17 protein-coding genes and 6 tRNA genes are annotated in these 19,393 nt (G+C 69.4%); 11 read left to right on the forward strand and 12 right to left on the reverse strand.

Going from position 1 to position 19,393, the window contains the following annotated elements; genetic code table 11:
- Positions 1-1,122, forward strand: a 1,122-nt coding sequence (locus tag ACFU5V_RS10930) for an alpha/beta hydrolase fold domain-containing protein (RefSeq protein ID WP_378699113.1), incomplete at its 5' end; no start/stop codon positions are given.
- A gap of 1 nt (position 1,123) precedes the next feature.
- Here ACFU5V_RS10930 and ACFU5V_RS10935 read toward each other — a convergent pair.
- Complete coding sequence (locus ACFU5V_RS10935) at positions 1,124-1,717, reverse strand: DUF3000 domain-containing protein (protein WP_072942294.1); 594 nt, start codon at positions 1,715-1,717, stop codon at positions 1,124-1,126.
- A gap of 161 nt (positions 1,718-1,878) precedes the next feature.
- On the opposite strand from ACFU5V_RS10935, the gene hemE reads away from it, so the two are divergent.
- From hemE to ACFU5V_RS10955, 4 genes are read left to right on the forward strand one after another with little or no spacing between them, the layout of a single operon-like run.
- Positions 1,879-2,946 carry a uroporphyrinogen decarboxylase gene (hemE, locus tag ACFU5V_RS10940; RefSeq protein ID WP_378437852.1) on the forward strand — a complete coding sequence of 356 codons (1,068 nt, stop codon included), beginning with the start codon at positions 1,879-1,881 and terminating at the stop codon, positions 2,944-2,946.
- Positions 2,943-4,304, forward strand: a complete 1,362-nt coding sequence (locus tag ACFU5V_RS10945) for a protoporphyrinogen oxidase (RefSeq protein ID WP_378699115.1) — start codon at positions 2,943-2,945, stop codon at positions 4,302-4,304. The genes hemE and ACFU5V_RS10945 overlap by 4 nt, the downstream gene beginning before the upstream one ends.
- A gap of 4 nt (positions 4,305-4,308) precedes the next feature.
- Positions 4,309-5,004 carry a hydrogen peroxide-dependent heme synthase gene (gene hemQ / locus ACFU5V_RS10950; RefSeq protein WP_378437834.1) on the forward strand — a complete coding sequence of 232 codons (696 nt, stop codon included), beginning with the start codon at positions 4,309-4,311 and terminating at the stop codon, positions 5,002-5,004.
- Positions 5,005-5,019: 15 nt separating this feature from the next.
- Positions 5,020-7,368, forward strand: a complete 2,349-nt coding sequence (locus ACFU5V_RS10955; protein ID WP_378699117.1) for a molybdopterin-dependent oxidoreductase — start codon at positions 5,020-5,022, stop codon at positions 7,366-7,368.
- Here ACFU5V_RS10955 and msrB read toward each other — a convergent pair.
- From msrB to ACFU5V_RS10975, 4 genes are read right to left on the reverse strand one after another with little or no spacing between them, the layout of a single operon-like run.
- Entirely contained in the window at positions 7,328-7,765 is a 438-nt protein-coding gene (msrB, locus tag ACFU5V_RS10960; protein WP_378437838.1) for a peptide-methionine (R)-S-oxide reductase MsrB, read from the reverse strand. The two genes, ACFU5V_RS10955 and msrB, sit on opposite strands and share 41 nt — an antisense overlap.
- Before the next feature lie 57 nt (positions 7,766-7,822).
- Positions 7,823-9,133 carry a glycosyltransferase family 87 protein gene (locus ACFU5V_RS10965; protein ID WP_378699119.1) on the reverse strand — a complete coding sequence of 437 codons (1,311 nt, stop codon included), beginning with the start codon at positions 9,131-9,133 and terminating at the stop codon, positions 7,823-7,825.
- A 56-nt stretch (positions 9,134-9,189) separates the two neighbouring features.
- Positions 9,190-10,746, reverse strand: coding sequence for an alpha/beta hydrolase (locus tag ACFU5V_RS10970; protein WP_378699121.1), 1,557 nt, complete (start codon positions 10,744-10,746; stop codon positions 9,190-9,192).
- 23 nt (positions 10,747-10,769) lie between these two features.
- The gene (locus ACFU5V_RS10975) at positions 10,770-11,558 is read right to left on the reverse strand and encodes a pyrimidine reductase family protein (RefSeq protein WP_378437854.1); all 789 of its coding nucleotides are present in this window, start codon (positions 11,556-11,558) and stop codon (positions 10,770-10,772) included.
- Between the two features lie 34 nt (positions 11,559-11,592).
- On the opposite strand from ACFU5V_RS10975, the gene zapE reads away from it, so the two are divergent.
- Entirely contained in the window at positions 11,593-12,609 is a 1,017-nt protein-coding gene (gene zapE, locus ACFU5V_RS10980) for a cell division protein ZapE (protein ID WP_378437844.1), read from the forward strand.
- Between the two features lie 9 nt (positions 12,610-12,618).
- On the opposite strand, the gene ACFU5V_RS10985 is transcribed toward zapE, so the two are convergent.
- Both ACFU5V_RS10985 and ACFU5V_RS10990 read right to left on the reverse strand, forming a co-directional pair.
- A complete protein-coding gene (locus tag ACFU5V_RS10985; RefSeq protein ID WP_378699124.1) occupies positions 12,619-13,149 on the reverse strand; it encodes a GNAT family N-acetyltransferase in 531 nt (176 codons plus the stop codon).
- A complete protein-coding gene (locus ACFU5V_RS10990) occupies positions 13,146-13,487 on the reverse strand; it encodes a hypothetical protein (RefSeq protein WP_378437848.1) in 342 nt (113 codons plus the stop codon). Before ACFU5V_RS10990 ends, ACFU5V_RS10985 begins: the two co-directional genes overlap by 4 nt.
- Positions 13,488-14,014: 527 nt before the next feature.
- Here ACFU5V_RS10990 and ACFU5V_RS10995 point away from each other — a divergent pair.
- Entirely contained in the window at positions 14,015-14,503 is a 489-nt protein-coding gene (locus ACFU5V_RS10995) for a 2-isopropylmalate synthase (protein WP_378699126.1), read from the forward strand.
- Between the two features lie 70 nt (positions 14,504-14,573).
- On the opposite strand, the gene ACFU5V_RS11000 is transcribed toward ACFU5V_RS10995, so the two are convergent.
- From ACFU5V_RS11000 to ACFU5V_RS11020, 5 genes are all read right to left on the reverse strand, one after another.
- Positions 14,574-14,648, reverse strand: a tRNA-Val gene (locus ACFU5V_RS11000).
- A 16-nt stretch (positions 14,649-14,664) separates the two neighbouring features.
- Positions 14,665-14,737 (reverse strand) — tRNA-Gly (locus ACFU5V_RS11005).
- A gap of 73 nt (positions 14,738-14,810) precedes the next feature.
- Positions 14,811-14,882 (reverse strand) — tRNA-Val (locus tag ACFU5V_RS11010).
- Position 14,883: 1 nt separating this feature from the next.
- Positions 14,884-14,954: transfer RNA gene (locus ACFU5V_RS11015), tRNA-Cys, on the reverse strand.
- A 24-nt stretch (positions 14,955-14,978) separates the two neighbouring features.
- Positions 14,979-15,051 (reverse strand) — tRNA-Gly (locus ACFU5V_RS11020).
- Positions 15,052-15,302: 251 nt separating this feature from the next.
- On the opposite strand from ACFU5V_RS11020, the gene ACFU5V_RS11025 reads away from it, so the two are divergent.
- The 4 genes from ACFU5V_RS11025 (at position 15,303) to thrS (ending at position 19,388) form a co-directional block, all read left to right on the forward strand.
- Positions 15,303-15,374 (forward strand) — tRNA-Val (locus ACFU5V_RS11025).
- A 155-nt stretch (positions 15,375-15,529) separates the two neighbouring features.
- A complete protein-coding gene (locus ACFU5V_RS11030; RefSeq protein WP_378699128.1) occupies positions 15,530-16,732 on the forward strand; it encodes an RtcB family protein in 1,203 nt (400 codons plus the stop codon).
- A gap of 29 nt (positions 16,733-16,761) precedes the next feature.
- Positions 16,762-17,235 (forward strand): TIGR02611 family protein, encoded by a 474-nt coding sequence (locus ACFU5V_RS11035; protein ID WP_378699130.1) that lies wholly within the window; start codon positions 16,762-16,764, stop codon positions 17,233-17,235.
- A gap of 95 nt (positions 17,236-17,330) precedes the next feature.
- Complete coding sequence (gene thrS / locus ACFU5V_RS11040; RefSeq protein ID WP_378440699.1) at positions 17,331-19,388, forward strand: threonine--tRNA ligase; 2,058 nt, start codon at positions 17,331-17,333, stop codon at positions 19,386-19,388.
- Positions 19,389-19,393: the final 5 nt, after the last annotated feature.

Here is a 19,393-nt window from a genome sequence, read left to right on the forward strand (position 1 = left end):
CCCCACCTCCTCGCCGTGACCGCCGCCGACGCCGCCCAGCACACCGCCCGTCACGGAACGCGGACCCGCAGCGACCGCGTCGGCCTCGCGCTGGCCGTCGCCTCCGCCGCCGGGCTCGCCGCCGTCATCGCGACCGGCCGGGGCGCCGGAGCCGAAGCCGAATCCGCGCTCGTCGAGACGCTCGGGGAGAACTACACCGACCGCGACCACGCCATCGACCGTCCCGGGCGACCGGTGTGGCGGCAACTCCTCAACCCGTTCTGGATGCGGAACAAGGCCGTCACCCGGGTCCGCAACCTCGCGTACGGGCCGGGCGGGCGCCGGGCCCGCCTCGACATCTACCACCGGCAGGATCTGCCGTCGAAGAGCCCGGTCCTCCTCCAGATCCACGGCGGCGGCTGGGTGATCGGGAACAAGGACCAGCAGGGTCTGCCGCTGATGCTCGAGATGGCCTCGCGCGGGTGGGTGTGCGCGGCCGTCAACTACCCGCTGTCGCCGAAGGCGACATGGCCGGAACACCTGATCGCGATCAAGCGCGCCCTGGCCTGGCTCCGGGAGCACGTCGACGAGTACGGCGGCAACCCCGACTTCATCGCCGTCACCGGAGGTTCCGCGGGCGGCCACCTCGCCGCCATGGTCGGTCTCACCGCGAACGACAGCCGGCTGCAGCCCGGATTCGAGGACGTCGACACGGCGGTCCAGGCGTGTGTGCCCTACTACGGCGTCTACGACTTCGCCGGCGACACCGGAATCAAGGCCGTCCTCCAGCGTGTGCACTCCGGACTGATGCCCATGGTGCTCGGCAAGAACGCCACGTTCCCCGACGACTACCGGGCCGCGTCGCCGCTCGCGCACCTCCGGGCGGATGCACCGCCGTTCTTCGTGATCCACGGCACGAGCGATTCGCTCATTCCCGTCGCCGAGGCGCGGATCTTCGTCGACGAACTCCGGCAGGTGTCCGACAACCCCGTCGTCTACGCGGAACTGAAGGGCGCGCAGCACGCGTTCGACGTGTTCCCCTCGATCCGCAGCATCTCGGTCACGCAGGCGGTCGGGCGGTTCCTGGAATGGTCGCGCAGCGCCACCACCGACGTGCCCGCGGCGGGCACGGAATCGGCCTGACCTACTTGCCGCCGAGCGTCTTCAACTGCGCCACCCCGGCGGGCGGCAGACCGGCCGCGTACGCCAGCACCTCGCAGAACGCCTCGACGTGCGCGGCCAGCTCGACCGACGTCGCCGTCCACGACGCGCGCAGCTCCAGCTGATGCGCATGCGGGGGACCGGCGATGTCGCCGTACCGCACCGACGTCGTCGCGGTCACCGTCCCGCCGAGCGCGTTGAGGGGTTCGTGGCGCGACTCCAGCGCGTCGACGAGCCAGCTCCACGCCACCTCGGGAAGCAGGGGGTCGGACGCCACGGCCGCGTCCAGGTCGGCCTGGATGTAGGCGACGAGCCGCATCGTGCCGTTCCAGGCCTCGTCGCCCTCGGGGTCGAACAGGAGGATCAATCTGCCGAACGCGTCACCCTCGCTCTGCTCGGCGACGACCCCGGTGTCCTCGTGCACGACCTCGGCGCCGACGGCGTAGCTGAACGGCGCGAGTCGTTGCGGGGGCCGGATGGGACCCAGCTCGATGTCCGCGCGGACCTGCGCGGAATTCATCGCTTCGACGGCGGCGCGGAACTCGGCCGGTTCGGCGGGCGATCCCGAAGTCGTCACAGCCCGGGACGTTAGACCCGGACCCACGCATCTCGTCGGAGGCGCGCCGAGCAGGGCCGATCGGCGGCGGAGCCGCGGCATGGCAGCATGAGAGCTGCCGAAATTCGAGCAGGCAGAGAGCGCGAGGACCGATGAGCGGGTTGGAAAGCACCAATGCAGGCATGAGCGAACGGGCGACGTACGCCGCGAGGCGGGTGCTCCCCGACGCGCCCCTCCTGGCGGCCGCGGAAGGCCGCGCTCCCGGCCGGCGCCCCGTGTGGTTCATGCGGCAGGCGGGTCGCTCGCTTCCCGAGTACCGCGAGATCCGGTCGGGGATCGGCATGCTCGAGTCGTGCTTCGATCCGGCACTGGTCTGCGAGATCACCATGCAGCCCGTGCGCAGGCACGGGGTCGACGCCGCGATCCTGTTCTCCGACATCGTGGTGCCGCTCAAGGCGGCCGGCATCGATCTGGACATCGTGGCCGGCACCGGTCCCGTCGTCGCGAATCCGGTCCGCTCGATCGCGGACGTCGCCGCCCTGCCCCGGCTCGTGCCCGAGGAGGTCGGCGCGGTCGCGCAGGCCGTGCAGCTGCTCACCGCGGAACTCGGGTCGACACCGCTGATCGGTTTCGCCGGCGCCCCGTTCACCCTCGCGTCGTACCTGGTCGAGGGCGGACCGAGCCGCAACCACGAGCGCACGAAAGCGCTGATGCACTCCGACCCGAAGACGTGGCACGCGCTGCTCGGCACCCTGGCCGACACCACCATCACGTTCCTGCAGGCGCAGTTGCGCGCCGGCGTCGACGCGATCCAGCTGTTCGACTCGTGGGCGGGTGCGTTGTCGTTGGCCGAGTACCGCGAATTCGTGCTGCCGCACTCGGAGCGGGTGTTCGCCGAGGTGGAGAGCGCGAAGGTGCCGCGGATCCACTTCGGTGTCGGAACGGGTGAACTGCTCGGCGCGATGGGCGAGGCGGGCGCGGACGTGGTCGGTGTCGACTGGCGCATCCCCCTGGACGTCGCGGCGCGCCGGGTCGGCCCGGGCAAGGCGCTGCAGGGCAACCTCGACCCCGCGGTGCTGTTCGCGGGACCGGCGGCCGTCGAGAAGCAGGTGCGCCGCATCACTGCGGAGGCCGACGCCGCGCTCGCCGCAGGCGCCACGGGGCACATCTTCAACCTCGGGCACGGCGTCCTGCCCGACACCGACCCGGGCGCGCTGACCGCGCTGGTCGAGTTGGTGCACTCGCTGTGACCGGGTCGTCGCCGAACGTACTCGTCGTCGGCGGCGGCATCTCCGGGCTCGTGGCCGCGTACCGCTTGCGGCACCACCTCGGCGCCGGTGCCCGGATCGTCGTCGCCGACGGCGCGGGGCGGCTCGGGGGCAAGCTGCGCACGGTGGATCTGGCCGGGGAACCCGTCGACGTCGGGGCGGAAGCCTTCATCGCGCGGCGCCCGGAACTGCCGGCCCTGCTCGGCGAACTCGGCCTCGCCGACCAGCTCGTGCATCCGGCGGGACTGCGTCCGCTCATCTGGTCCGAGAACGCTCTGCACCCGCTGCCCGCGGACACCCTCATGGGGATACCCGCCGACGCGAACAGCCTCCGCGGGCTCGTCGACGACCGGACCCTCGCGCGGGTGGCGGGGGAGCGGGCGGTGCCCCTCGACTGGCCGCCGGGCTCCGATCTCGCCGTCGGTGCGCTGGTCGGCGACCGGTTCGGCGCGCAGGTGGTCCGGCGGTCGGTGGATCCGCTTCTCGGAGGGGTCTATTCGGGGCTGGCGGACACCATCGGTGTCCGCGCCGCGCTCCCCACCCTCGCGGCCGCCCTCGACCGCGGTGCCACGAGCCTGTCCGCGGCCGTGGCGGAGGCGCTTCCCCCACCCGCCGCGGGACCGGTGTTCGGGGCGCTGCGCGACGGCTACGGCGTCCTGCTGCGCGCCCTCACGGACGCCGCGGGCGCAGAGATCGTGCACGAGCGAGTACGCGCGCTCGGCCGCGACGGCGACGGCTGGTCGGCGGACCCGGTGGGCCGGGTGGACGGCGTCGTGCTCGCCGTGCCCGCCCCGCAGCTCGCCGAACTGCTCGCCGGTATCGCACCCCGCGCGTCGGCGGCCGCCGCCGACATCCCGCTGGCCTCCTCGGCCGTCGTCGCGCTGGCGCTGCCCGCCGGCACCGACGTCCCGCAGAACTCCGGGATCCTCGTCGCCACCGACACGCCGCTCGGCGCCAAGGCGTTCACCCTGTCGAGCCGCAAGTGGCCGCACCTCGCCGAGCGGGAGGTCACCCTCGTGCGGGCGTCGTTCGGACGGTTCGGTGACGCCGCCGTCGTCGACGCACCCGACGACGAGCTGATCGCCGCGGCCCGGCGCGACCTCGCGACCGTCGCCGGGGTGTCCGCCGAGCCCGTCGCCGCGCACGTCCAGCGCTGGCACGGCGGACTGCCACAGTACGGTCCCGGCCACCTCGAGCGGGTGGCGGTGATCGAGCAGGAAGTCGCAGGTCTGGACGGTGTCGAGGTGTCCGGGGCGCTCCTGCGGGGAGTGGGTGTACCCGCGTGCGTGGCCGCTGCGACGACGGCGGCTGCACGGCTCTCCGGGCGAGTGGCACGATAGACCCATGGCACGCCTCGACTTCGACGCATTGAACTCTGAAATCCGCTACCTCATGTTCTCGGTGTTCCAGGTGGAACCCGGCGTACTCGGGGACGACCGGGAAGCTGTGATCAAGGAGGCGCGGATCTTCTTCGAAGGTCAGGCCGAGAAGGGCGTCGTGGTGCGCGGGCTCTACGACGTGGCGGGGCTGCGCGCCGACGCCGACTTCATGATCTGGACGCACTCGGCGAGCATCGAGGCACTGCAGGCCACGTACGCCGACTTCCGCCGCACCACCGCGCTGGGCCGTGCGAGCAAGCCCGTGTGGAGCAACGTCGCGTGCCACCGTCCGGCCGAGTTCAACAAGAGCCACATCCCGGCGTTCCTGGCGGGCGAGGATCCGGGCAACTACATCTGCGTGTACCCGTTCGTCCGCTCCTACGAGTGGTACCTGCTGCCCGACGACGAGCGCCGGAAGATGCTCGCCGACCACGGCATGGCGGCCCGCACCTACAAGGACGTGCGCGCCAACACCGTGCCCTCGTTCGCGCTCGGCGACTACGAGTGGATCCTCGCGTTCGAGGCGCCCGAGCTGTACCGCATCGTCGACCTCATGCGCGACCTGCGCGCGACCGAGGCCCGGCTGCACGTCCGCGAGGAGGTGCCGTTCTTCACCGGCCCGCGCGTGGATGTGGAGAAGCTCGTCGCGGCTCTGCCGTGATCTGACACCCGAGAGATGAGTGACGCCGACGGGGCCCGCAGGGCGCCCCGCTACCAGCACATGTCGCACTGGGGCATGTTCGAGGCCGAAGTCGCCGACGGCGACGTCGTCGCCGTGCACCCGTACACCGGTGACGCCGACCCGTCACCGGTGCTGGGCAACCTCGCCGGGTCGGTCCGCACCAAGGCCCGGATCACCGGCCCGGTGGTGCGCCGCGGGTGGCTCGAGAACGGCCCGGGACCGAGCACTTCCCGCGGCTCCGACGAGTTCGTGCCGGTGGACTGGGAAGAGCTGACCCAGCGGCTGGCGAACGAACTGCGCAGGGTGGTCGACACCCACGGCAACAGCGCGATCTACGGCGGTTCGTACGGGTGGGCCAGCGCGGGCCGGTTCCACCACGCGCAGAGCCAGGTCCACCGGTTCCTGAACACCCTCGGCGGTTACACCCGTTCGGTGCACAGCTATTCGCTGGGCGCGACGGGCGTCGTCATGCCGCGGGTGGTGGGCACGCACTGGAAGATGTTCGCCCGCTCCACGTCCTGGAGGCTCATCGCCGAGCACACCGACGTCATGGTGTGCTTCGGCGGCGTCCCCCTCAAGAACACCGGCGTCAATCACGGCGGCACCAGCGACCACCCCACCCGCGACGCCCTCGACGCCCTGCGGCGGCGCGGCGGATCCGTCGTGTCGTTCAGTCCGTTGAGCGACGACATGCACGGCGTCGCCGAACGGCATGCGCCGGTGCCCGGCACCGATGTCGCGATCATGCTGGCCCTCGCGTACGTTCTCGCGACGGAGGGCCTGCACGACACGGCGTTCCTCGCCGGCCACTGCGTCGGCTACGACCGCTTCGAGGACTACCTCCTCGGACGCTCCGACGGTGTCCCGAAGTCGCCGGCCTGGGCGGAGCAGATCTCCGGCATCGCCGCCCCGGACCTGGTGGCCCTCGCCCGGCGGATGGCGGCGGGCCGCACGATGGTGACCGTCACCTGGTCGCTGCAGCGGGTCCGGCACGGCGAGCAGGCCCCGTGGATGGGGGTCACCCTCGCCGCGATGCTGGGCCAGATCGGTCTTCCCGGTGGAGGTTTCGGTCACGGCTACGGTTCCATGAACGAGCCCGGGCTCGCCCCGGTCCCGTACCCGCTGCCCACCCTTCCTCAGGGTCTGAACCCGGTCCGCGACTTCATCCCCGTGGCCGCGATCTCGGACATGCTCCTGAACCCGGGCGCCCCGTTCGACTACGACGGTCAGCGGCTGACGTACCCGGACATCAAGATGCTGTACTGGGCCGGCGGCAACCCGTTCCACCACCATCAGGACATTCCGCGTCTGCGCCGCGCACTGGCCCGGCCCGACACGATCGTGGTCCACGACCCCTACTGGACGCCGATGGCCCGGCACGCCGACATCGTCGTCCCGTCCACCACGTCGCTCGAGCGGGCCGACATCAGCTGCACCCGCAACGATCCGCTGCTCGTCGCCATGCACGCCGCGGTGACGCCGTACGCCGACGCCCAGGACGACTACGACACGTTCGCCGCCGTCGCCCGGAAGCTGGGCGTCGGCGAGAAGTTCACCGAGGGCCGCACGTCGGGGCAGTGGCTCGAGCACCTGTACGGGCAGTGGCGGGACTTCGTCCGCGCGGACGGCGGACCGGCGCCGAGTTTCGACGACTTCTGGACGCAGGGCCACGTGCGGATGCGGACCGAGGACGACCTGATCCTGTTCGGCGACTTCCGGGCGGATCCGGTGAAGTTCCCGCTCGGTACCCCGAGCGGGCGGATCGAGATCTTCTCCGAGGACATCGACGGATTCGGCTACGACGACTGCGCCGGGCACCCCCGTTGGTACGAGCCGGAGGAATGGCTCGGCGGCGCGCGGGCCCGGCAGTTCCCGCTGCATCTGATCGCCAACCAGCCACGCACCCGTCTGCACAGCCAACTCGATCACGGCGGCACCAGCCAGCAGTCGAAGATCCGGGGCCGCGAACCGCTGCGCATCCATCCCGGCGACGCCGCCGACCGCGGACTGACCGGCGGCGACGTCGTCCGGGTGTTCAACGACCGCGGCGCCTGCCTCGCCGGGGTGGTGATGGACGAGGGTGTCCGCCGCGGGGTGGTGCAGCTGTCGACGGGGGCCTGGTACGACCCGCTCGACGCGACCGACCCGGATTCGCTCTGCGTGCACGGGAACCCGAACGTGCTGACCCCGGACGTGGGGACGTCATCACTCGCCCACGGCTGCACGGGCCAGCACGTGCTCGTGCAGATCGAACGCTACGACGGCGAGCTGCCGCCGATCCGGGCGTTCGATCCGCCCGCGATCATTCGCCGGCGGGTTCCAGAACCAGCGAGATCGAATTGATGCAGTACCGCTGATCGGTGGGGGTGGGGTAGCCCTCGCCCTCGAAGACGTGGCCGAGGTGGCTGTGGCACGTCGCGCAGACCACCTCGACGCGGCGCATGCCCAGCGAGGTGTCCTCGCGGAGGACGACGGCGTCCGAGTCGGACGGGTCGAAGAACGACGGCCACCCGCAGTGGGATTCGAACTTCTCGGTGCTGCGGAACAGTTCGGCGCCACAGGCCCGGCAGTGGTAGACGCCTTCCGTCTTCGTGTCGGTGTACTCGCCGACGAAGGGTCGCTCGGTGCCGGCCTGGCGCAGCACCGCGTACTCCTCGGGAGTCAGTTTCTCGCGCCACTCGCTGTCGGAGAGAGCAACCTTTGGGGCGGACTGCGTGGGATCCTGCTGCTGCGAACTCATGGCTCCACGCTAATACGTTTCGCCGATTCCGGCCGTGACGCCCGGCGTGTGACCGGGCTACGTCTTGGCGGCGGCCGACTCGACCTGCGGCTGCTCGTCCGGTTCCGGCTCCCGTGGAGTCTCGGGGGTCTTCTCGCCCGGTTCGAGGAGGAACGCCGGATCGATGCCCCGGTCGAGGCGGCCTTCGCGTCGCGCCGTGACGTAGCGGACGGTGAGCACACCGAAGATGACGAGGAGCATCAGACTCCACCCCAGCGTGGTCTTCATGTACTCGGCGGTCCGGCCGGCCTCGACGAACCGGCTCGACAGCCAGCTGTCGTAGCTCATGAAGCCGTACACGGCCAGCCAGGCAGGCCAGTTCCGCATCACCGAATTCTTCAGCACCACCGACATCAGGAGCGGGAACAGCATCATCGAGTAGTACATCTGGCCCAGCGAGCCGAGCAGCCACGACGCGGTCAGCAGAACACCGGACGTGGTGGCGACGAAGAACAGTTCGTCGTGGCGGTAGAAGCGGTGGAGCAGCCACAGCGACGAGAACACGATGGCGGCGAAGACGCCGCGCAGCGCCCAGATCATGCCGGTGGGCAGGCCGTAGTACTTGCCGTTGCCGACGATCGCGCTGTTGAAGTAGTCGCGCGACTCCATCAGGTACGGCACCGTGTGGTGCACGAAGTCCATCGGATCCGTGGACAGCGGCCACGCGACGGCGGTGAGGATCAGGGGGATGCCGATCGCGGTGACGAACACCTTCCACTGTCCGCGCACCAGTGGCAGCAGCAGGAGTGGGGCGAGGATCGGTTTGACCGCGAACGTCAACCCGATGGCGACACCGGACCACATGTCCCTGCGCTTCATGAGCAACACCAGGAACGCGATCTCGCCGAGCAGGACGAGGCCGTTGATGTTGGTGAAGACCAGGGTGTTGGTGACGGTCTCGGACGAGAACGTGGCGAGCAGCAGGATCGGGGCCGCGATCGAGTTCAGTCCCAGGCCGAACAGCCGCAGCAGCAGGTACAGGGCGATCACGATGGCGATCGCGTTGGCGATGATGAACAGCCAGCGGGACTTCTCGGGGTCGATCACCGCGATCGGCGCCATCAGCAGTGTTCCGGACGGCGGATACAGGTAGTGCGGGTCGACCCAGTTGAAGTTGGCGGTGTAGACGGGTCGCCCGTTCAGGAAGGCCAGCGCAGCGTTGTAGACCGGCCGGAAGTCGTCGGTGATGTACCCGTTGACCGCCTTGACGACCACTCGATGCAGCACGGTCATGACGGCGATCGGCCACAGCGCGAAGTTGATTACCTCGTTGGCAGTCCGCCCGGTGCGCGGTTCGAGTTGTCGAAGGAACACCACGGCACGGTACACCGATGCCCTGACGTGCGGTCACGCACCCCCTGTGGGTGTCGGGCGGAACACCTCCGCTAGGCGGGGCAGGCGCTGCCGTCCGGCGGCAGCTTCCCGTCCGTGACGTAGGTGACGATCGACTTCTGCGCGCAGTCCGAATGGGTGGCGGGGTGGCCGCTGCCGTGCCACGTCAGCGTCGCCGTCGCGGCGCCCGCGCTCGACACGGCCCCCGTCACCGTCCCCACCCCGGCGTTCCCGACGACCGGGTCGGCAGTGCCGCTGAGCACCAGGACCGGCAGCGTCAGCTCGCCGGGCAGGGCGGGGGGCGCGGTCGCGGGCCAGGACGTGCAGGTGAGCAGGCCGACGGCGGCGTTCGGGCCGAACAGCGGGAATCGTTCGCCCCACAGCTTCTGCAGTTCGCGGACCCGGTCCGGGGCGGGCCACTGCTGGCCGTCCGTGCAGCGGGTGATGAACTGGCCGTCGCTCTCGTAGGCGGCCTCGGCCTGCGCGACCGCCGCGAGGATCGGCGCCGTGTTCCCGGCGAGGGCGGCGGAGACCGCATCCGACAGGGCGCGGACGCGGCCCTGCTGGTCGCCGCCCGCCGCCGCGAGCGACCCGGACACCGCGGTGAGGAGGGCGTTCGCGGACACCTGCGGGATCTGCCCGTTCGCGGCGCGGGTGACGGCGTCCGTCACCGCCGCGCGGGGATCGGCGCCGAGGGAGCAGTTCAGGGCGGTGCACTGGCGGGCGAACGCGTCGAACGCCGCCTCCTGACCCGCCACCTGCTGCTCCGTGACGGTCGCGGCGTCCACGGTGGTGACGGCGGGGGAGTCGAGGACGAGCCGGCCGACCCGGCCGGGGTACTTGGCGGCGTAGCTGAGCGCGACGGCGCTGCCGTTGCCGGTGGCGAGGATGCCGAGCGCGTCGACGTCCCAGGTGCGGCGCAGTTCCTCGATGTCGTCGGCGGCATGGGTGCTGTCGAACGCGAGTTCCTGCGGCTGCAGGTAGTCGGTACACGCGATGGTGGCGTCGCGGCCCAGCGCGGTCACCTTGTCGACCTGGTCACCCGTCCCCGGGTCGAACTGCCCGAGATTCGCCAGGCTGCTGCGGAGCTCCGGGGTGAGGCACTCGATCTCCTGCGAGGCGGCGATCCCGCGGCGGTCCACTGCGACCACCGGACGCGTCGACAGCAGCGACGTCAGGCCGCCGGTGCTCAGCGCTGCGAGCGTCGCGGTCGACGACCGGTCCGATCCCGATGTGAGCACGAGCGGGGCCGCGTTCTCGGGGGTGTCCGCGAGCCGCGCCCGCATCGCGCCCATCGTGAAGGTCCCGGGTAGGGTGCCGCTCTCGTCGACGGCCGCCTCGTAGGAGCCGCATTCGAAGATGAGCCCGGCCGGGGGTGTCGTGCCCGGGCCGAGGGCGCCGAGAGTGCTCTGCGTGCAGTCGGTCCATGCCAGGTCGCTCTTCGGGGTCTGCAACACGGGCGGGGCGGCGTCGGGGTTCTCGGTCTCGGTCGCGGTGGGTTCGCTGCCGCCGCCCTCGCGCTCCACCGCCACGTGCGGGCGGTTGGACGGTCCGGCTCCGCACGCGGTGCACACCACGAGAACCATTGCGAGCAACACCGATCTGCGCATGGCGACCACCCTGCCAGGTTCCCCTACGGGCGGGGCAGCCGCACCCATCGGGTGAGGACGGTGCCGTCGGTGTCGGTGAGGATGTGCGCGGGAGTCATCGCGGTGATCCGGGCACTCGGTGCGGTGGCGACACGACCGGCGGCTCCGCCGGCGAGCACCGGCGCCGTGGTCAGGCAGACCTCGTCGACGGCGTCGTCCGCGATCAGCTGCCCGAACAGGCTCGGGCCGCCCTCACAGAGCACCCGCCGGTGACCGACGTCGTCCAGCGCCGCGAGCAGTCCTTCGCTGGTGATCTGCCCGTCGCCGGCCGTGACGATCCGGGCGCCCGCGTCGGCGAGGGCACGGATCCTGACCGGGTCGGCGTCGGCGCACGTGACGACGATCGGGGCCACCTCGGTGTCCGTGAACAGGCGGGCCCGCGGGTCGAGGTGGGCGCGGGCGGACACGACGGCGATCGGCGGGACCTCCGGCATCCCCGCTGCCACCCGCCGCCGCCGTCCCTCGGCGCCGATGCGCACCCCGCCGTAGTTCTCCGCCCGCACGGTTCCGGCCCCGACCAGCACGACGTCGGCCAGTTCCCGCAGCGTCGCGAAGACCAGTGCGTCCGCGGGGGTGCCGAGCGCCCCGCTGACCCCGTCGACGGAGACGGCGCCGTCGATGCTGCTCACGAAGTTGACGCGGATCCACGGCCGCGGCGTCCCCGGCGGATAGGCGTACAACTCACGCAACGCGTTCGCGGTCGATTCGCTGGACTCCTCCCGGGCGGGCGGACGGTCCGGTGTGAAAAATGTCGCAATATGTACACGGTGCATGTTGGTGATCACAGCACGTGGATACCCTGCTTGTATGCATGCACGTCTTGTCGATCGCAGCCCCGTGGTCCCCGCTGATCAGTTGGTAGCTCAGATGGTGCCCCCGGCCATGTTCGACGAGGTGAGCTTCGCGTCGTACATTCCCGATCCCGCAGAACCCAGCCAGGCCGTCGCGGTCCAGAAGGCGGAGGAGTTCGCGAAGAAGGTCGTGAAGATCCGCAGCGGCGGTCGACGCGGTCTGTTCGGGAAGAAGACGCCGGCCACCGGGGCCGGTCTCTACCTCGACGGCGGCTTCGGCGTCGGCAAGACCCACCTCCTGGCCTCGATCTTCCACAGCGTCCCGTCGCCCAAGGCGTTCGGCACGTTCGTGGAGCTGACGCACGTCGTCGGCGCCCTCGGCTTCAACAAGGCCGTCGAGCAGCTGTCCGACCACAGCGTCCTCTGCATCGACGAATTCGAACTCGACGACCCGGGCGACACCATGCTGGTCTCCCGCCTGCTGTCGGAGTTGTCGGCACGCGGCGTGTCCATCGTGGCGACGTCGAACACGCTGCCCGGCCAGCTCGGTGAGGGCCGGTTCGCCGCGCAGGACTTCCTCCGCGAGATCAAGAAGCTCGGCTCCATCTTCGAGACGATCCGCGTCGACGGACCCGACTACCGACACCGCGACCTGCCGCCCGCCCCGGACCCGATCTCCTCGGAGGAGCTCGCCGAGCGTGCCGACAGCATCCCCGGCGCCACCCTCGACGACTTCGACGCGCTGTGCAAGCACCTCAGCACGCTGCACCCGTCCCGCTACAACAAGCTGGTCGAGGGCATCCCGGCCGTGTTCCTGGACGGGGTCCACCCCGCGGAGGACCAGTCGGTCGCGCTGCGGCTGGTGGTCCTCGCCGACCGCCTCTACGACGCGAGCATCCCGGTCACCGTGGCGGGGGCCAAGCTCGACGCGATCTTCACCCCCGAGATGCTGGCCGGCGGGTACCGGAAGAAGTACCTGCGTGCCACGTCGCGCCTGCTGGCGCTCTCGCGTTTCGAGGTCGCGGCGAGTTGACCCGGCTCGCTACAGCGCCCGCTGCATCACGAAATCGTGGTGCAGCTGGGTGCCGACGAGGAACGTCTTCGTTCCGACCTGCGTGAATCCGTGCTTCGCGTAGAAGCGCTGGGCGCGCACGTTCTCCTGGTTCACGCCCAGCCACAACCCGGCACACCCGGCCGCGACCGCGCGTTCGACGATCGCATCCATCAGGGCGGACGCGACACCGGTCCCGTGATTGCCGGGCAGCACGTACAGCTTGCTGATCTCGGTGGTCGGCCGCAGGGTCACGACCCGGCCGACGTCCGGGTCGGCGGGTTCCCCGTCGATCAGCATCGCGTAGCCGACGATCGCCCCGCCGTGCGTGACCTTGAGAACGGTGCGGTCGGGGTCGGTGAGGTACTCGGAGAACCGTTCGGCGGACAGCACGTCGTCGATGAACGTGGCGATGTCGTCCTGCGTCGCCCCGGGCGGGCACGCGAGGGGGAACGTCGCCGCGGCGACGTCGGCGATCGCTTCGGAATCCCAGATTCCCGCCGGGTCGATTTCGACAGTCACAGCTGATCCACCGCGTCCTTCGCTTCCCGAACCGTCATCCCCGTACTGTCCCGCAGCAGACCGATCGCCGCAACGGTGCGGCCGTACTCGACCGTGGCTTTCGCGTGCCGCGCGCCGATTCCGTCCCGCGCGACGAGAAGCTTGATCGCCTCGGTGGTCCGGCCCCGGTCCAGGAGGCACGTCACTTCGCCCCGGGTGGCGTCGTCGAGTTGCCGCCACGTCGATGCGGGATGCAGGTCGGGCGGGGTGTGCGAGCCGCCGCGGCAGGACCGCGACGAGACCAGAACCGCGACGTAGACGTGTCCCACCGCGATCACGAACCATCCCCAAGTCGGCATGACCTAAGTAGAACATCTGCCGTCAGTCGTAATTCGGGGCCCACTCGGAATGCTCGTCGCGGTCCCGGTCCGGGGCGGGCGCGGGCGTGAGGAGCAGGCGCCCCACCGGGATACCAGTGCCGCGCACTGGTACAGGTCAAGTGTCAGGGAGGCGGTGCCCGCGGATCGGCGGGCGATATGTCCGAAGGCGACGGTCGGTGAGGTGCCCGGAACAAGACTGAGCCCCAGCCTTGGATGGGGGGTCATGGCTGGGGCTCATTGCCATCGGGGGGGTGGATGGCAAGTTCGACGATACATGAGGAATTCCTCACGTTCCAGAAGCAGGGGTAACGATTTCGTCACCCGGCCGTCGCCGGCACTACCGCATGCACCGGGGTTGTCTCGGCGGACGGTTGTCGCTTACAGTGTCCTCCATGCAGCGCATCCTCGTAGTTCTCCGCCGTAGCGGGGTCTGACACGGACCGACCCCTCGCTGCGGGTCGTTGAGCTACGCGTTGGTCCTCCCTTCTTTCAGGAAGACCACGAGAATGAGCGCCAACCCTTCTTTCGCTTCGACCTTTCCCTCGTCCACGCCGGCCGCCGATCCGTTCGCCGCGCGCCACGGCAAGTCTCTGCCGTCGGAACTCCGCACCGAGGCTGCCGGGATGACCTGGAACGCGTTCGACACCGTCTACGCGCCGTCCAACGGCCCGTTCCGCCTGGGTAGCTGGTCGGAAACGAAGACCGGACCCGGAATGTGGGATTTCGAAGCCACCCTCGGCATCGGCGAATCGATCTGCAAGACCGGTGCGAGCGCGCCCGGCCCCGTGGCCGCCATGACCTCGATGCTGTACGACGCGGGGTGCGCGATGGAGATCCTGTCCTTCCATCAGCACGAGATCGGGCACCGCACCGCTACCTTCCTGCTCTGCGAGAGCGCGGGCACCCGGCTCTGGGCGATGGGGATCGGTGAGTCCCACACGGAATCGACTCTGCGCGCGATGATCTCCGGCGCCAACCGGCTCCTGCCCGCCTGACGCGCAACGACGTGCGGCCCCGGTCGATGACCGGGGCCGCACATCGTGAACTCTTCGATTGAACGCGAAATGGTGCGCGATACTGGGATTGAACCAGTGACCTCTTCCGTGTCAGGGAAGCGCTCTCCCGCTGAGCTAATCGCGCGGGACGGAATAAAGAGAGCGGACGACGGGATTCGAACCCGCGACCCCAACCTTGGCAAGGTTGTGCGCTACCAGCTGCGCCACGTCCGCATTCGTGAAGGCCCCTTCCGGGGCCGACACTGTCGAGCAAGTCAAACATCTATCAGTCGAGCATCTATCTCGGTGCGCGATACTGGGATTGAACCAGTGACCTCTTCCGTGTCAGGGAAGCGCTCTCCCGCTGAGCTAATCGCGCGAGGTGGAGACGGGAATCGAACCCGTGTGCACGGCTTTGCAGGCCGTTGCCTCACCACTCGGCCACTCCACCGTGAAGGTTGAGTCCAACCTCTCGAGCGGACGACGGGATTCGAACCCGCGACCCCAACCTTGGCAAGGTTGTGCGCTACCAGCTGCGCCACGTCCGCATGCACCGTGTAACTCGTGGAGAATGTTCTCCGTGGTGCGGTTGAGAACATTAGCGGACCATCCGCGATAGTTACAAATCTGCAGGTCAAGGCATCAGACGGTGAACTGGGCGTGAACGGGACGGGGTCGCGGGCGTGCCGCGGGCAGGGTTCGGCGCGCATCCCACCCGAATCCCATCGGGGTGATTTTCGTTCGGCCGCTCGGTCTGTTAATGTTCCAACTCGTTCGAGCGCGAGTGTTTGCGCGTCTCGGTCCCGTGGCTCAGTGGAAGAGCGTCCCGTTCACACCGGGGAGGTCGCTGGTTCGATCCCAGCCGGGACCACCGAAAGAAGAGGCCGTTTCCGAAATCGGAGACGGCCTCTTCTTTTTCGTGTGCGCACCCGGAAAATCGGTTGTTGCCGCTCTCCGGTGCGACGGACAATGAACTGAGCCGGCCGAAAATTCCCGGGTGATCCGCTACCGAAGGACTGAAGTCCCATGTTCCCCGTGAGGCTGGAAGGCACCACCGCGCCGACATTGATGTGGGCCGAGGAGCAGACCATCGAGCAGGCTGCGTTGCAGCAGCTGCGGAACATGGCCGACCTGCCGTGGGTGCACGGGGTGCGCGTCATGCCCGACGTCCATGTGGGCAAGGGCGCGACGGTCGGTTCCGTCATCGCGATGCGGGAGGCGGTCGCCCCCGCGGCGGTCGGCGTCGACATCGGCTGCGGGATGACGGCGGTCCGCACCGATGTGACCGCGGGCGACCTGCCCGACAGCCTGCGGTCGATGAGGTCGCACATCGAGCGGGCGGTGCCCGTCGGGTTCGCGATGCACGAGCATTCGGTGAACGTCGGCGCCCTGGGTGCTGATGCCGGGGGAGTGACGAAGGGGTGGCACCGCTTCTGGCAGGAGTTCGGCGAACTGCATTCCGGTGTGCAGTCCCGGGAATCGCGGGCGATGAAGCAGATCGGCACACTCGGCGGCGGCAACCACTTCATCGAGGTGTGCCTGTCGGACGCCGACGAGGTCTGGCTGATGCTGCACTCCGGGTCACGCAACATCGGCAAGGAACTGGCGGAGCGGCACATCGCGGTGGCGCGGGCCCTGCCGCACAACCAGCGGCTCGTCGATCGCGATCTCGCGGTGTTCCTCGTGGGCAGCACGGAGATGGACGCGTACCGCCACGACCTGACGTGGGCGCAGGAGTACGCCGCCCGCAACCGCGCCGTCATGCTCACGTTGGTGATGCAGGCCTTCCGGCAGTCCCTGCCCGGCAGGACGGTGCGCTTCGACGAGCCGATCTCCTGCCACCACAACTATGTGTCGGAGGAGATCGTCGACGGCGAGCCGATGCTCGTCACGCGTAAGGGCGCCATCCGGGCGGGCCGGGGTGATCTCGGCCTCATCCCCGGGTCGATGGGCACCGGGTCCTACGTGGTGCGGGGCCTGGGCTCCGAGTTGTCGTTCAATTCGGCGTCGCACGGGGCGGGACGGACGATGAGCCGCACCAAGGCAAAGAAGCGGTTCACCGTCGACGACCTCGTGCGGCAGACGTCCGGCGTCGAATCACGCAAGGACGCCGGCGTGATCGACGAGATCCCCGGCGCCTACAAGGACATCGAGCAGGTGATCGACGCGCAGGCCGATCTCGTCGAGGTCGTGGCCCACCTGCGGCAGGTCGTCTGCGTGAAGGGGTGACCGCAGGTCGCGGTCGGTAGGGTGGACTGGTGACCAGCAGAGAAGCCCGACCGGGTCCCGCGCCCGAGAACAGGGACGTCGACGACTCGGACCTGTCTCCGTTCCAGGAAGCGGAGAGCCGCTGGCGCCGGTGGCGCGCACACGTCGCCGCGCGCCCGAGCCTCAACCTGGCGTACCGCATCGGGGTGGGGGTGATCGGCGCTTTCGTGCTCGCCGCCGGGATCGTTGCGATCCCGTATCCCGGCCCCGGTTGGCTGATCGTGTTCGCGGGGCTCGGAATCCTCGCGTCCGAGTTCGCGTGGGCCCATCGGTTGCTGCACTACGCGCGGCAGCGTTACGACAAGTTCATGGACTGGTTCTCGCGGCAGTCGCTGGTGGTGAAGGGGCTGGGCGCGGTGCTGACGTGTGCCGTCGTCCTCGCCACGCTGTGGTTGCTCGGGACGTTCGGTCTCGTCGGGACGTGGATCGGCCTCGACTACCCATGGCTGGAGAGCCCGCTCTAGCCGGACGCATGATTGGGTGTCACTGCTGGGCCGATAACATGGGCTGGCACATTCACCATGTCTGCACCGCACACCTCACCTAGGAGAACATCGCCGTGAGCACCCCCGCATCCGCCGCCCCAGCCGCCCTCGTCCGGGTGCCCGCGGGGACGACGGCCGGTACAGCGGTTCGGGAGGCCGGCTACCCGAGCAAGGGCCCGGACGTCGTCGTCGTGGTCCGTGACGCCGAGGGCCAGCTCAAGGACCTGTCCTGGGTGCCCGACGCCGACGTCGAGGTCGAACCGGTCGCGGCGAACACCGACGACGGACGCAGCGTCATCCGCCACTCGGCGGCGCACGTGCTCGCGCAGGCCGTCCAGCAGGAATTCCCCGACGCCAAGCTCGGCATCGGCCCGCCGATCAAGGACGGCTTCTACTACGACTTCGCCGTCGACCGCCCGTTCACCCCCGAGGATCTCGCGAATCTCGAGAAGCGGATGAAGAAGATCGTCAAGGGGTCGCAGCGGTTCTCGCGCCGCGTCGTCGATTCGCTGGAGGAGGCGCGCACCGAACTGGCGAACGAGCCCTTCAAGCTCGAACTCATCGACGACAAGTCGGGAATCGACGACCCGGAGATCATGGAGGTGGGCGGCAACGAGCTCACCATCTACGACAACCTGGATCCGCGGACCGGCGAGAAGGTGTGGGGCGACCTGTGCCGCGGCCCCCACATTCCCACCACCAAGCACATCCCGGCGTTCAAGCTCACCCGCAGCTCGGCGGCGTACTGGCGTGGCAATCAGGACAACGCCGACCTCCAGCGCATCTACGGCACCGCGTGGGAGTCGGCGGAGGCGCAGGAGCAGCACCTGGAACTGCTCGCCGAGGCCGAGCGCCGCGACCACCGCAAACTGGGGTCGGAACTCGACCTCTTCAGCTTCCCCGACGAGCTCGGCTCGGGACTGCCCGTGTTCCATCCGCGGGGCGGGATCATCCGCACCGAGATGGAGGACTACTCCCGCAAACGCCACGTCGAGGAGGGGTACGAGTTCGTCAACACCCCCCACATCACCAAGGGCCACCTCTACGAGGTGTCGGGTCACCTGGACTGGTACCGCGACGGCATGTTCCCCGCGATGCACATCGACGAGGAACTGAACGAGGACGGCACCGTGCGCAAGCCGGGCCAGGACTACTACCTCAAGCCGATGAACTGCCCGATGCACAACCTGATCTTCCGTTCCCGCGGACGGTCGTACCGCGAACTGCCGTTGCGGCTCTTCGAGTTCGGTTCGGTGTACCGGTACGAGAAGTCGGGTGTCGTCCACGGACTGACCCGCGTGCGGGGCATGACGCAGGACGACGCGCACATCTACTGCACCCGCGAGCAGATGCGCGACGAACTGGCGACCACCCTGCAGTTCGTCCTCGGGCTGCTGAAGGACTACGGGCTGGACGACTTCTACCTCGAGCTCTCCACCAAGAACCCGGACAAGTTCGTCGGCGACGACGCCGTGTGGGAGGAGGCGACGGCGACGCTCGCCGAGGTCGCGGAGTCGTCGGGGCTGAACCTCGTTCCCGATCCGGGCGGCGCGGCGTTCTACGGTCCGAAGATCTCGGTGCAGGTGCAGGACGCCCTGGGGCGCACCTGGCAGATGTCGACCATTCAGCTCGACTTCAACCTGCCCGAGCGATTCGACCTCGAATACACCGCCACCGACGGCACCAAGCAGCGCCCCGTCATGATCCACCGGGCCCTGTTCGGGTCCATCGAACGGTTCTTCGGTGTGCTCACCGAGCACTACGCGGGTGCGTTCCCGGCCTGGCTGGCGCCCGTCCAGGTGGTCGGCATCCCGGTGGCCGAGACGTTCGCCGATCACCTCTTCGACGTGGTGAAGCGGCTGAAGGCCGCCGGTGTCCGCGCCGAGGTCGACGCGAGCGACGACCGCATGCAGAAGAAGATCTTCAACAACACGGCGCAGAAGGTGCCGTTCATGCTGCTGGCGGGTGCGCGTGACGTCGAAGCCGGCGCCGTCAGCTTCCGGTTCCGCGACGGCACCCAGGTCAACGGCGTGCCCGTCGACGACGCCGTGCGCATCGTCACCGAGTGGATCGGCCGCCGCGAGAACGCGTCGCCGACGGCGGAACTGCTGCAATCCGGTCAGGAAGGGTGACGCAC

Source organism: Rhodococcus sp. NPDC057529 (assembly GCF_042802055.1).
Classification (GTDB): Bacteria; Actinomycetota; Actinomycetes; order Mycobacteriales; family Mycobacteriaceae; genus Rhodococcus_F.